Annotated in this window: 7 protein-coding genes and 1 pseudogene; 1 reads left to right on the top strand and 7 read right to left on the bottom strand. The window is 66.8% G+C overall.

Annotated elements, in window-relative coordinates:
* The first annotated feature begins 1 nt into the window (after position 1).
* Entirely contained in the window at positions 2-1417 is a 1416-nt protein-coding gene (locus tag GBA63_RS11500) for a sensor histidine kinase (protein WP_166176202.1), read from the top strand.
* Between the two features lie 141 nt (positions 1418-1558).
* Here the strand turns inward: GBA63_RS11500 and GBA63_RS23620 are convergent, their stop codons facing one another.
* The 7 genes and pseudogenes from GBA63_RS23620 to GBA63_RS11470 all read right to left on the bottom strand — a co-directional run bounded on the left by GBA63_RS23620 (position 1559) and on the right by GBA63_RS11470 (position 12188).
* Positions 1559-2551: a hypothetical protein gene (locus GBA63_RS23620; RefSeq protein WP_228282102.1), complete on the bottom strand. Its 993-nt coding sequence runs from the start codon at positions 2549-2551 to the stop codon at positions 1559-1561.
* 94 nt (positions 2552-2645) lie between these two features.
* Positions 2646-2798 (bottom strand): annotated as a pseudogene (locus GBA63_RS24375) (ABC transporter permease subunit); the annotation flags it as partial.
* 200 nt (positions 2799-2998) lie between these two features.
* On the bottom strand, positions 2999-4024 hold the full coding sequence (locus tag GBA63_RS11490) for an ABC transporter ATP-binding protein (RefSeq protein WP_207956730.1): 1026 nt from the start codon (positions 4022-4024) through the stop codon (positions 2999-3001).
* Positions 4025-4202: 178 nt separating this feature from the next.
* Positions 4203-5165 carry a hypothetical protein gene (locus tag GBA63_RS11485; protein WP_166176200.1) on the bottom strand — a complete coding sequence of 321 codons (963 nt, stop codon included), beginning with the start codon at positions 5163-5165 and terminating at the stop codon, positions 4203-4205.
* Between the two features lie 72 nt (positions 5166-5237).
* Entirely contained in the window at positions 5238-8348 is a 3111-nt protein-coding gene (locus GBA63_RS11480; RefSeq protein ID WP_166176198.1) for an efflux RND transporter permease subunit, read from the bottom strand.
* Positions 8349-8364: 16 nt separating this feature from the next.
* Complete coding sequence (locus GBA63_RS11475) at positions 8365-8844, bottom strand: efflux RND transporter periplasmic adaptor subunit (protein WP_166176196.1); 480 nt, start codon at positions 8842-8844, stop codon at positions 8365-8367.
* The gene (locus GBA63_RS11470) at positions 8841-12188 is read right to left on the bottom strand and encodes an efflux RND transporter permease subunit (protein WP_166176194.1); all 3348 of its coding nucleotides are present in this window, start codon (positions 12186-12188) and stop codon (positions 8841-8843) included. Before GBA63_RS11470 ends, GBA63_RS11475 begins: the two co-directional genes overlap by 4 nt.
* Positions 12189-12705: the final 517 nt, after the last annotated feature.

The following is a 12705-nucleotide window of genomic DNA, read 5'->3' as shown; positions in this document are numbered from 1 at the left end:
CTTGTCGATCCGGCGGCGCCTGACGCTCTTCAACGCGCTTATCATCGGCGCCATCCTCCTGGCGCTCGGCCTCTCGCTCTACCTGCTGTTGCGTGAGGCCCTGGTCTCGGGTGTCGAGGACACCGCCCGCGTCCGCGCCGTCGCGGCCGCCAGGGCACTCGAGGACGGCGAAGATCCCCTGGACGACGACGCGGGGCAGCTCACGGCGGACGGCGTCTTCCTCATCGTCAGGGATGGGGAGGGCAGGATCCTCAACCAGACACCGAACCTTTCGGAGAACGAAGAGGCCAGGGACTCCGTCTGGAAACGGGCGCTCGGCTCCGGGGAACCCGAGGGCGGCACGGCGGAGCTCTCCTCCGAGGAGCCCGACTACGTCTACGCCGTGCCGGTAGACCCGGAGGACGGTCCCGCGCGGGTGCTTGAAGCCGGCAAGTCCTACGAGCCCGCCCAGGAGACGCTCGAGGTCTTCGCGACCGTGCTGGCGACCGGCATCGGCGCGGCCCTGTTTTTGTCCATCGGCGGCGCGTACTTCCTGGCGCGGGCGGCCTTGAGGCCCGTCGGGGCGGTGACGAGCGCGGCCCGGGAGATGGGCGAGGGCGACCTCTCCAAACGGCTGCCCGTGGCGAACCCCAAAGACGAGGTCGGGCGTCTCACCATCACCATAAACGGTCTTCTCTCGCGCCTCGAAGCCGCCCTCGCTCGCAGGGAGGAGGCCCTGGAGCGCCAGCGCCGCTTCGCCGCCGATGCCAGCCACGAGTTGCGCACGCCGCTCACCTCCATCAGCGGTCACGCCAGGATGCTGGACGAGTGGGCGCTCGAAGAGGACCCGCAGAGGGCAAGACGGAGCGTCGGCGCCATCCGGCGGGAGGCCGCGAGGATGGGCGACCTCGTCGAATCCCTCCTGGCCCTCACCCGCGGCGACGAAGGAGGCGGCCTGGAGTTCGGGCGCCACGACCTCGCCGCCGTCGCCGAAGAGGCGGTCCAAACGGCCAGGGCCACGGCCGACGGGAGAACGTCCGTCGAGTACGCCCGTCCCGCGCGCGCGGTCATGGCAACCTTCGACCGCGACAGCATCCTGCGGCTGGCGGGCATACTCCTGGACAACGCCGTGAAGTACACGCCCGAGGGGGGCAAGGCGACGGTGCGGGTGCGCGAGAGGGACGGCCGGGCGGAGCTCGAGGTCTCCGATACGGGAATCGGCATCCCCGATTCCCAGATGCCCTTCGTCTTCGAGCGCTTCTACCGGGCCGACCCGTCCCGTACGAAGGGCGGCGCGGGGTTGGGACTCTCCATCGCGCGCCAGATCGCCGAGGCCCACGGCGGTACCGTCGAGGTGAGCAGCAAGCCAGGCGAGGGCTCCACTTTCACGCTACGCCTACCGAAGAAGTCCCCCGGCCCGCGGGAACCGGGTCTCTGATGCGGGCTGCGGAGGCTCAATGCCTCCGCAGCCCGCGCGGTCAGCTATCAGCTTCTTGTCCTCAGCTGAAAGTTGACCGCTGAAGCTTTGCAAGCGGGTCCACCCACTTTGCAAAACCGCTTCGAGGTCCTGGATCTGTGTCTACCCCGGGGTGGGGGAGACGCGTCCGATCTCCCTGCGCCGCAGGGCTCTCAGGCCTATCCACATCGCCGTCAAAGCGAGGGGCATGCCGATCGCCAGCGGCACGACGTTCCCCGGGTTTAGCCAGGTGTATCGCGTGACAGTCAGGTGGATGGCCGGTGTCGTTACCGGTTGGCTGGTCGACGTCTTGCCGCCCGGTTTGGGAGCAAGCACCATGTAGACGAGGTAGTCGCCCTCAAGGATCGGGTCCACCTCCCAGTGCAACTCGGAAGCCTGCCCGGGCGCGAGCGGGTCCAGGGCCTGCAGTCGCTCCGGGGACCAATCCTCCGGGTCGACCGGCTCTCCGCTTCCGAGGTTTACTATGTTCATGGCAACCACCAGTGGCGCGGATTGCTGGCTGGGTTCGTTGTTCTTTACCCTGGTGGTGAAGTTGAATATGTCTCCGGTCCTTCGCGTCTCGTAGGACCTGTCGATCGAGATCCCGACGTCCTGCTTCACCACGTTCTGGGCGAGGGCGCCCGGCGTGAACAAGAGGGAGCCTGCCAGGACCAGCAAGAAGACCACCGGGGCTGCCGACTGCCTTCTGCGAAACAGGCCCAGGATCTCGTCGAGGTCCAGCTTTCCTTCGAGGTTTAGCTTTGGCCTGTAGACGAAGAGCAGGCCCAGTACCAGCCCCGTCAGCAAGAGCGGCGACAAGAGCCAGTTGCCTTCCGGCCCCGTAATGCTGGTCATCTCGGAGATCGTCCTGTTGTTGACGAGCACCTTCTCGGTGAAGTGCCACGTCGACTCCATCGGGTTGATGCGCTTGAACAACCGCGCGATGTTGCCCGTCTGCGTGGTGCCCGGCAACTGGGTGAACGACATGGACAGGAGAAGGACTACCAGGCTCACCGACAGGCTCGACTTGTTGGAGTTCGAGTAGATGCTGACGAGCAGGCCGAAGCCCGCGGAGAGGATCACGAGCAGGCTGCCCACGAGGGCGAACACCGACAACGAGAGCCAGAAGAAGCGGGCGTCGGGGGAGAGTATCGCCGCGTAGGGGCGGCGACGGCAAGCATGACGGGCCAGGGGAGAGGGCCGCCAGGAACTTGCCCAGAACGATCTGTTGGCGACTTACAGGCGTTACCAGCAGGCTCTCAAGCGTCCCGTTCTCCCGCATGCCGCTGATCGCGTTGGCGCCGAGGATCAGGGTGATAAGGATGCTGACCGCCAGGCTGACCTGCAGGACCAGGAGGACCATCTCTTTCGGGGGGATCAGGTTCAGCTCGTTGTTGGTCGCCAGAAGGTAGGATATGGCGCTCAGCACCATGCTGAACGGGATGATCAGGACCAGAATCCTTCCTCCCCGCCACAGGGCCGAGAGCTCCCGCAACGCGATCACGACCCACCCCGGCGCCGCCGGACCCGAAGACCTGCGCTCGACGCGTTCCGCTGTAGTCGTCATGTTTCTACCTGCTCCTCGTCGGTAAGCTGAAGGAAGACGTCCTGGAGGCTGACGCCCGCGGCATCGTAGTTGAGTATCGGTATCCGGGCCTCTATCAAGGCCGACAACATCCCGTTTCTCAGGTCCGCCTTTGCCTGCCGCCCCGCCACGTCCTCGAGCTCGACGTCAAGCCGGTAGAGCGATTCGCCTGTTCCCCTCCGGGAGATTTGCCGGACGCCGGGCAAGGCCCCGAGCGTCTCCGTGGCCCGCTCTACAAAGTCCGCCGGGATGCGCAGTTGCACGTTGTTGTGGCGGGCGTTTTGCAGCACCTCGGAGACCGTGCCCGAGGCGACGATCCCGCCAGACCTCAGTATGACCACGTCGTCGCAAACCTCCTCGATCTCTGAAAGGAGGTGGCTGCACAGGATTATGCCCGTGCCATGACGGCGGGCGATGTCCTTCAGCAGCAGGAGCAGCCCCCGCTGGCCCTTCGGGTCCAACCCCAGGGTGGGCTCGTCCAGGAACAGGAGCGCAGGCTCGTTTATGAGCGCCCGGGCGATACCCAACCTCTGCCTCATCCCACGGCTGTAAGTAGACACCAGGGAGTTTGCCCTGTTCTCCAGGCCGACCTCCCTCAGTAGGCCCGCGGCGCGCCTCCTGGCCTCGGATGCCCTCTGGCCGTAGAGCCTGCCGAAATACGTCAGGGTTTCGGCGCCCGTCATGCCCTCGATGAGGCCCTGGCTTTCGGGCAAGACGCCGATGATCTTGCGGATCCTGGTCGGGTCGTCGTGGCCGATGCCGTTGACGGAGAAACCTCCCGCGGAGGGCTTTAAGACGGTGGTCAGGATCCGGATGGCGGTCGTCTTGCCGGCGCCGTTGGGGCCCAGAAAGCCCAGGATTCTGCCTGGCCTTAGCGAGAAAGAGAGGCCCTTCAGGGCCGGGTTGTCGCCGTAGGACTTCCGTAGATCCTCGGCTACCAGCAGATGCGATTCCTCCTCTGAAGTTCTGTCCGAAACCGCTAGATGATCGCTGCTTCTTGCCACAGTTCGCGCTCCATACGATACGAGAACAACTTCCGGGCCCGGTCTTCGGTACCGTCCGGTTTGTCGGCGTCGCCCGGCTCGTCGGCGACGCCGTGGTCAATTGCGGCCGACGCCGCTGCTGACGCTCTCCCTTTCTTCGCCTACGCTCCCTTGCCCCGGCACAAGCTGCGCCCCGGCATCATTCCGCCTGGAAGGTACGCTCTACCGGTTGGGTGTGACGGTAGACCTCCTTGGTGTACTTCCAGAAGGGTCCGACCTTGTTCGGCTGCTCGTAGCCGCGGCGGTCCAGCTCGATCGCGTCCTGCCTTACCTTCGCCAGGGCCTCGGGGTCGAGGTGCCGCCGCTCCACCAGGACCATCGTCTCCCGCTCTTTCTCCTTCTCGCCCCTCCAGCCGACCCTGACCTCCCCGACGCCCGGCGCGAAGTACTTCTGCTGGAAGGCGCCCGGCTTGGTCCGCTCGAACTCGTCGATCACCACTACGTCGTCGTAGCAACCGACGGGGACGCAGGTCTTCCGGTTCACGTCGTAGACCTTGCCCCGATCGACCCAGACTACGGGCTTCGGCGCGTACCCCTGCGCGTAGCTTGGCGTGCCGGGCCGGGGATCTGCCTGCATGGAGATCCCCTCCCTGGCCCCCTTCTGGCCGGGGACCCAGGCGCGGGGCTCGACCAGCTTGCCGTCTTCGAACTCCTCGCGGTACTCGCCGAAGTACCAGACGTTCCCCTCGTTGTCCTGCGCGTGGAAGCGGACCTCAGGCTCGAGCATCTGGCCCGCCTGGGTGGTCTCCTTGTCGTGGACCACCAGGGTCCGCACGCCGTCGACGACCTTGGTCAGGTCGGTGGCGGTGACGACGAGGCGATGCTTCTCCCGAACGCCGGTCTCCTCGTTGGTGATGGCCCCCTCGTACACCCACTGCGTCCCCGGCTCGAAGGGCTGGTACTCGTTGTCGATCTGCGTGGGGTTGTCGAACTGCGCTCGGTCGAACTCCTCGGCGGTTCCCGTCAGGTGCTCCGCCTGCGTGCTCTCGGCGCTCGTCTGGGCGTCCCGGTTGGCGCTCTCCTGATTGGCGCCCTGTTGCGCGCCGCAGGCGGCCAGAAGCGCCGTCAGGGGGACAAAAACAATGGCGATAAGGATTTTCATCCCTTGTCTCCTTTACGTCGGCGGCGAGGAGAAAGACTCCTCGCCGCAAGGACGGCTGGTCGCCAGCGTCCGCTAACTCATGCGCGCAAGCTCTCTCCTGCTCTTCCCGAAACGCAAGTAGAGGGACGGCAGGACGAACAGGTTCAGCAACGTCGAGGTGATGAGGCCGCCGAGGATGACTATCGCCATCGGGTGCTCGATCTCGTGGCCGGCGATGCTGCCAGCGACCGCCAGCGGCACGAGCGCAAGACCCGTCGCAGAGGCGGTCATCAGGATCGGCGCGAGGCGCTCCTTGGCACCGCGCAGGACGAGCGCGGGCCCGAACGCCTCGCCCTCTTCGCGCTCGAGGTGCTGGAAGTGGCTGATCATCAGGATCCCGTTCCGCGCCGCGATGCCGAAGACCGTCAGGAACCCTATCAGCGAGCCGAGCGAGAGTATGCCGTCGCCCATCCACACCGCGAGCACCCCTCCCACCAGCGCCATCGGCAGGGTGAGGAAGAGCAAGACTGCCAGGCGCACGCTCCCGAAGGATGCCTGCAATAGGAAGAAGATCGCGAGCGCCGCTGCCACGCCGTAGATCAGCAGGTTCTTCTGCGCTTCGGCCAGCTCGTTTGACTCTCCAAGGACCTCCAGGTGGTACTCGCGCGGCAGCCCGACACCCGCGAGTTGTTCCTCGACGTCGGCCACGACGGCGCCGAGGTCTCGCCCCTCCACGTTGGCGCCGACGTCGATCCGGCGCGACTGCTGCGTGCGCTCGATGGCGTTCGGGATCGGCCCGAGGCGGACGTCCGCCACCTGCTCCAGGCGTATCTGTTCGCCCCCCGGGGTGTCGATCGGGAGCTCGCGCAGGCTGGTGAAGTCGTGGCGGGTCTCGGGCGTGCTCCACACGTGCACGTCGTAGGCCTTGCCGCCGCGGAAGATGTCGCCGACCTCTTCGCTCGCCACCAACGTGGCCGCCTGCCGGCGCACGTCGCCGGGCTTGAGCCCGTGTTCTTCCGCCGCGGCGAGGTCCACCTCGATCTCCGCGTGGGGCAGATCCTCCGCGAAGTCGGGGTGCGCGTCGATGACGCCGTCGATGGGTGCGATCTGCTCCGTTATCTCGTCCGCCTTGGCGCGAAGCACGTCGAGGTCGGGGCCGTAAATGCGCACGACGATGGCCTCGCTCGTGCCCGTCAGCACCTCCTTGACCCTCTCCCTCAAGTACGTCTGCACGTCCCTGTAGATCCCCGGGTAGCTGTCTACCGTCTCCTGGACGGCCGCCAGGGTCTTGTCGTAGTCGACCCTGGGGCTGACGCTGATCCAGTTCTCGCCGAAGTCCACGCCGTAGGGCTCGTCGGAGAGGTAGGCCTGACCTATGTGCGATCCGCAGTTGCGCACGCCGGGGATCTCCCGAAGGTCCTGACAGCCCCGCACCGAGATCCGGTACTCTTCCTGTTGCGAAGTGCCCGGCTTCGTCAACCAGTGCATGAGGAAGTCCCTCTCCTTGAAGTCCGGGAGCAGGATCGTCCCGAGCGTCGGCACCACCAGGACGCCCGCAAGCAGGCAGGTGGTGGCGACGCCCATGGCCGGCCGCGGCGTGCGGATGATGCGGGCAAGAAACGCGCCGTAGCCGCGCTTCAGCACCCGCAGCAGGGGGGACTCATGGTGCCTGTGCCCCCTCGAGAGGAGGATCAGGCACAGCGCCGGCGTGACGGTCAGCGCCACGACCATCGACACGAGCACCGCCAGCCCGTAGGAGAGGACGAGCGGCTTGAAGAACGCGCCCGAGAGGCCTGGTAGGAAGAAGACCGGGATCACCGCGACGACGTTGATCAGGGTCGCGTAGGTAATCGCCGTGCGCACCTCCACCGACGCGTCGAGCACGATGGAGATCAACGTCCTTCCCGTGCCCTCGCTCCGGTTCTGGCGCAATCTTCGCACGATGTTCTCGACGTCGATGATCGCGTCGTCGACGACGACGCCGATGGAGACGACGAGCCCCGCGAGGATCATCACGTTTATGATGGCGCCGAGCTCCTGGAGCACGAGCACGGCCGCCAGTAGCGACAGCGGAATCGCGATCAGGCTGATCAACGCGGTGCGCCACTCGAAAAGGAACGCGGCCAGGATCAGGATCACCAGCACGACGCCGAGCAGCAACGCCCTCGTGAGGTTGTTGATCGCCAGCTCGATAAAGGTGGCCGGCCGGAAGATCGTAGTGTCGATCTGCATGGCGGGGAGGCCGGGGCGCATGTCGTCGATCGCCTCTTCGATACCCCGCGTCACCTCCACCGTGTTGGCGTTCGGGAACTTCTGGACGATCAGCATGAGGCCGTGGCCGTCGTTGATGACGGCGTCGCCGCTCAGCGGCTGGTGACCCCAGTCCACGGTCGCCACGTCCTCGAGGCGCAAGCTCGTGCCGTCGCTCCCCTCGAGCGGCACCCTGGCGAGGTCGTCCGGCCGGACGATCGGCAGCACGTTGCGCACGTCGAGCCTCTGGCCGTTCGACTCGACGAAACCGCCGGTTCCGATCACCGCGCCCTCGGAGTAGCGCAGCAGTCCCGCGTCCAGGGCATCTCCCGTGCTCTTCATCACCTGCTCCACCGAGACGCCGTTGTCGGCGAGCTTCTTCGGGTCGACGTACACGTGCTGCTGCTGGAGTTGCTCGCCGTAGATCATCACGTTCGCCACGCCGTCCACGCGCAGGAGCTCTTGCCGGATCTTCCAGTAGGCGACCACGGACATCTCTCTCATGTTCAGCTCGTCCGAGGAGATCCCGATCTTCATCACCCGGCTCGTCGACGACAGGGGAGGCATCATGAAGGGTGGGCTGGCCCAGGTCGGCAGGTCGGGCGACGCCGCCGTCAGGCGCTCCTGCACCAGCTGCCGGGCCTCGTATAGGTCGGTGTCCCTGCTGAAGATCAGCTGGATCTGCGAGAGGTCGATAACCGATTTCGAGCGCATCTCCTCGAGGCCGGGAATACCGTTGAGCTGGTCTTCCAGCGGGATCGTGATCAGCTCCTCGACCTGCTGCGAGGAGTTGCCGACCGCGATGGTCTGGATCTCGACCTGCGGCGGGGCGAACTCGGGGAAGACGTCCACGTCCGCGTTGCGGGTCTCGCCGATGCCGAAGATCATCAGCACCGCCGCGGCAAAGATAACCAGCCACCGGAACCGCAGGCTGGATCCGACGATCCAACGCATCAGTTATCCCCACCTTTCAATGTGCCACCTCGAACTCGGTGCCGTACACCTCGGCGGTCCCGACCGTCACGACCTCGGTACCGGCGGGCGGACCGTCGGAGAGCATGACGCTGTTGCCTTCGGAGCGATCTATCTCGATCTCCTGGCGCACGAAGGTGAGCGGCTTGGGGGCCGTGTAGGCGTACGCGTTGCCTTCCGCGTCGTAGATAACGGCGCCATCGGGCACGACCAGTTCCTGACCTTCCTGGCGAACCGCGTCCGTCTCGAGGCCGACCCGCTCCGCCCCTTCGGCGGAGAAGATCACGCGCATGACGTCCGTTCCCTTGATGGGCTCGATCCTGGCGGGTTCGTGATGGCTCGCCGTTTCCGACGAATAGCTCGAACTCGACGAGCCACCACATCCGGAAAGCGATACTACGCCGGCGGTGATCAGCAAGAGCCCGGTGCGGGCGGTACGCAGCCGCCCGCACCTGAGGTCGATGCGCGACAGGATCATCGTTCGCCGCGCCTTTCCGGGGAGTTGCCATCTCCGTCGTCCTGATGGGACACCCCGCTCCGTCGCCCGGGCACCCTTCCGAACCGGCGGGAGCGCTCGGTGGTCACCTCCCTGCCGCGATCCGCCGGCTCGACCCCGACAGCGGGCGGCGCGGTCGCTTCAACTACCGGTTCGGGCCGCGCGTCGGCGCCGAAACGCAGGTAGAGGACCGGCAGCACGAAGAGGCTGAGCAGGGCCGTGGTGATCAGACCGCCCAGGATGACTATCCCCATCGGGTTGAGGATCTCGAGGCCGGCGACGTCGCCCATGATCACGAACGGCAGCACCACCACGGCCGTCGCCACCATGACGCTCAACACCGGCGCGAGCATATCCCCCGCCCCGCGCCGGACGAGTTCGTCACCGAAGGTCCGGCTCTCCTCGACCTGGAGTCGCTGAGAGTGCTGGATCAGCATGATGGCGTTGCTGGCGGCGAGGCCCAGCAGCGCGAGGAAGGCGACCAGCGAGCCGAGCGAGAGCGTGGCGCCATCGATGAGCGCCGCCAGGACGCCGCCGACGAGGGCCACCGGCAGGGTGAGGAAGGCGAGCACCGCCAGCCGCCAACTGCCGACCGCAGCCTGGATCAGGAGGAAGACGGCGACCACGACGGCGAGAGTGAAGCCCAGAACGCGCCCCAGGTTGGCCTCCTGGCCCGTCGTGGTCTGCCCGAGCACCTCGGCGTGGTATTCGAGCGGGAACGAGGAGTCGCCGAGGCGATTCTCGACGTCGGCCGCCACCGCGCCGAGGCTACGGCCGCTGACGTCGGCCTCGACGTCGAGGTAACGCTGGGCCGCATCGCGATTGATGACGGACGGCGACGGCCGGGTCTGCACGTCGGCCACCTGCTCCAGCCGCACGTGACCGCCGCCGGGCGTGTCGATGAGCAGGTTGCGGACGCTCTCCACGCTCTGGCGCACGTCCGGCGTGCCCTTCACGACGACCTCGAACACCTTCTGTTCGCCGAAGATGTTGCCGACCACGACGCCCTGCAACAACATGGCCGCCGCCCGGCGGACGTCGCCCGGCTTGACCTCGTGGGGTTGGGCCCTGGCGAGGTCCGTCTCGATCGCGAGGACCTGCTCCTCGGGCACGGATTCGACGCTCGGGCTGTCGACGCCTTCGATCCCGCCCACGATGCCCCGCACCTTGTCCGCCTCGTGGCGTAAGGTGTCGAGGTTCTGGCCGTAGAGACGCACCACGAGGGGCTTGTCCGCCCCCGTCAGGACGTCGAGGCCGTCGCCGGAACTCGGCGCCTCCGCGTCGATGAGCGTACCGACGTTGCGGACCGCCTGCTGCGAGTAAGTCGCGACCTCGCTGCTCACGTTCTCGTCGAGGCGACCTACGACGTCCCCGATAGACGCCACCGTAGCGTCGTAGTCCGCGTCGGCGCCGACCTTGACGGAGATGGTGCTGGAGTTGACGTCGACGATCTGGTCCCCGGTCAGGGCGCGCCCGACGTGGGCGCCGACGCCCGTGACGCCCGGGATACCCTCGAGATCCCGGCTGAGATCTGCCGTCAGACCGCTCATCCTCGGCTCCGAGGTGCCGGGCTGCCCTTCGAGGCGGATCAGCACGTCCCTGTCCTCGAACGACGGAATGAGCGACGTGCCGAGAAGCGGAAGCGCGGCGAGACCGAGCACCACGAGGACCCCGGCGGCGATGAGGATCGCGCGCGGCGCGCGGACGAGCCGCGAGAGGGCGCCGTCGTAGCCTGGTCTCAGCCGCCGCAGGATGGGGGACTCGCGGCGCGTCACCGAGCCCCTGGAGAACAACAGCAGGCTCAACGCCGGCGCGACCGTCAACGCGACGACCATCGACGCCAGCACCGCGAGCCCGTAGGCGAGCGCGAGCGGCTCGAAGAACGCGCCGGGCCTGCCCTCCATGACGACGACCGGCACGATCGCGAGCAGCCCTATGAGCGCGGCGTACGTGAGGGGCCCCCGCACCTCGGCCAGGGCCTCGACGACCGTATCCGCGGTCGATCCGCCGACGCCCGCCCGGCGCTGCTCCCTCAGGCGCCGGACGGCGTTGTGGGCGCCCACGACGGCATCGTTGATGATGAGCACGACCGCCACGGCGAGCCCCGCGAGCGCGATCGGGTTGAACGTCTCCCCGAGCAAGTAGAGCACGAGCGCCGCCGCCAGCAGGGACAACGGGATCGTCACGACGCCGATCAACACGGTGCGCCACTCGAACAGGAACGCGGCCAGCGCGAGGACGAGGAGGGCGCCCGCGACCATGAGCGCGAGCGTCAGGTTGCCGATCGCGTCCGAGATGTAGGTCGCCGGCCGGAAGACGTTCGGGTCGAACCTCATGCCCGAGAGGCCGGGCTGCAGGTTTTCGAGCGCCTCTTCGACCCCGCCGGTCACCTCCGCGGTGTCGGCGCCCGGGTACTTCTCCACGACGAGCATCAGACGGTCGTCGTTGCCGCTGACCACGGCGTCACCGATAAGCGGCTGGTGCTCCTCCACCACGTTGGCCACGTCGCCGACGCTCAGTTGGCCGTTGGTGTCCTCTACCGTCACCTTGCTGAGGGCTTCCGGCGTCCCGAGGTTCTCGAAGATGTGCCGGACCTGGAGCCTCTGGTTGGGAGTCTCGATGAACCCGCCGGTGCCCGGCGTCGAGGCCTCGAGGAAGGTGAGCGGCGACACCAGTTGCGCGTTGCCCGTCGTCTCGACCACCTGGTTCAGTGTGACGCCCTGGTCCTGAAGCCTCTCCGGGTCGACCTGCACCTGAAGCTGCTGGTCGCGCAGGCCCCAGATCGCGACGTTCGCCACGCCGGGAACGCCCATCAAACGAGGCCTGATCACCCAGTGGGAGAGAACCCCCGCCTCCATCGGCGACAGCTCGTTCGGGTCGATTCCGATCATCATCACCCGGCTCGCGGACGACAGAGGATTGATCATCGTGGGCGGTTTGGAGTATGCGGCGGCAATCCCGGCCGCCCCGGTGGCCCCCGTGAGCCGCTCTTGCACCAGCTGCCGTGCCTGGTAGATATCGGTGCCGGGCTCGAAGACCATCACGATGTCGGAGAGCCCCGAAACCGACTCCGAGCGGATCGTGTCGACGCCCTCGACGCCGTTGAGCAGGTCGGCCTCCAGCGGGACGGTGATCATCTGCTCGACCTCGTTCGCGGAGAGCCCCAAAGCCTCGGTCTGAACCTCCACGTACGGCGGCGTGAACTCGGGGAGGACGTCCACGGACGCCGCGCGCAACTGCACGACCCCGACGGCCACCAGACCCACCGCGAGGCCGACGATCAGGAGCCGGAACCGCAGGCTTGACCGGATGATCGAACGAATCATTGCTGACGACCTCCCCGCGTTGATGCCTGGTGCCTGTAACGCATCCGATTAGCCCGGAGCCGTCGGGACCGTTCCTCCGCCGCGGACACCGCGAACCGTTCCGCGACGCATCCGTTCATGCCTCACCCTCTCCCGGCTCGTCGCAGGACCCGATCTGAGAGGCGCAGCCTGCGGTTGGGCACATTCTGTCCATAGAAACTCGAATGTAACAATGCAACTTTGTGATGTATATAGCCTGTCCGGGTCGTTTACGGGTAGGCCTCCGGGGCACTCAATGGGGTAACACCATCGGTTGTCTTCGCGGTTTGCGGGCAGGGCCGTGCACCGAAGTACCGGGCGACCGGAAAACCCTCAAGGGTCCGCAACCGGTGGTTCCCCTCACAGCGGTTCGCATAAGGATCGACCCTCGTCGGCCGTGAGGCTTTGAGACACCGAGGTTTTGAGGGGTGCGCCCCGAGGCCGCGGGCGGGCCCCGACCTTTTACACCTATGAACGTGAGAACCTGGATGCCTGCTCA

The organism is Rubrobacter tropicus (assembly GCF_011492945.1).
Classification (GTDB): domain Bacteria; phylum Actinomycetota; class Rubrobacteria; order Rubrobacterales; family Rubrobacteraceae; genus Rubrobacter_D; species Rubrobacter_D tropicus.
The sequence above is the reverse complement of the archived record's forward strand: the minus strand, read 5'-3'. Positions and strand labels throughout refer to the sequence as shown.

What these genes read in the sequence shown, in the direction of transcription:
- GBA63_RS11485 (WP_166176200.1), bottom strand. Translation starts at nt 5,165, where the DNA reads ATGAAAATCCTTATCGCCATTGTTTTTGTCCCCCTGACGGCGCTTCTG.
- GBA63_RS11480 (WP_166176198.1), bottom strand. Translation starts at nt 8,348, where the DNA reads ATGCGTTGGATCGTCGGATCCAGCCTGCGGTTCCGGTGGCTGGTTATC.
- GBA63_RS11475 (WP_166176196.1), bottom strand. Translation starts at nt 8,844, where the DNA reads ATGATCCTGTCGCGCATCGACCTCAGGTGCGGGCGGCTGCGTACCGCC.
- GBA63_RS11470 (WP_166176194.1), bottom strand. Translation starts at nt 12,188, where the DNA reads ATGATTCGTTCGATCATCCGGTCAAGCCTGCGGTTCCGGCTCCTGATC.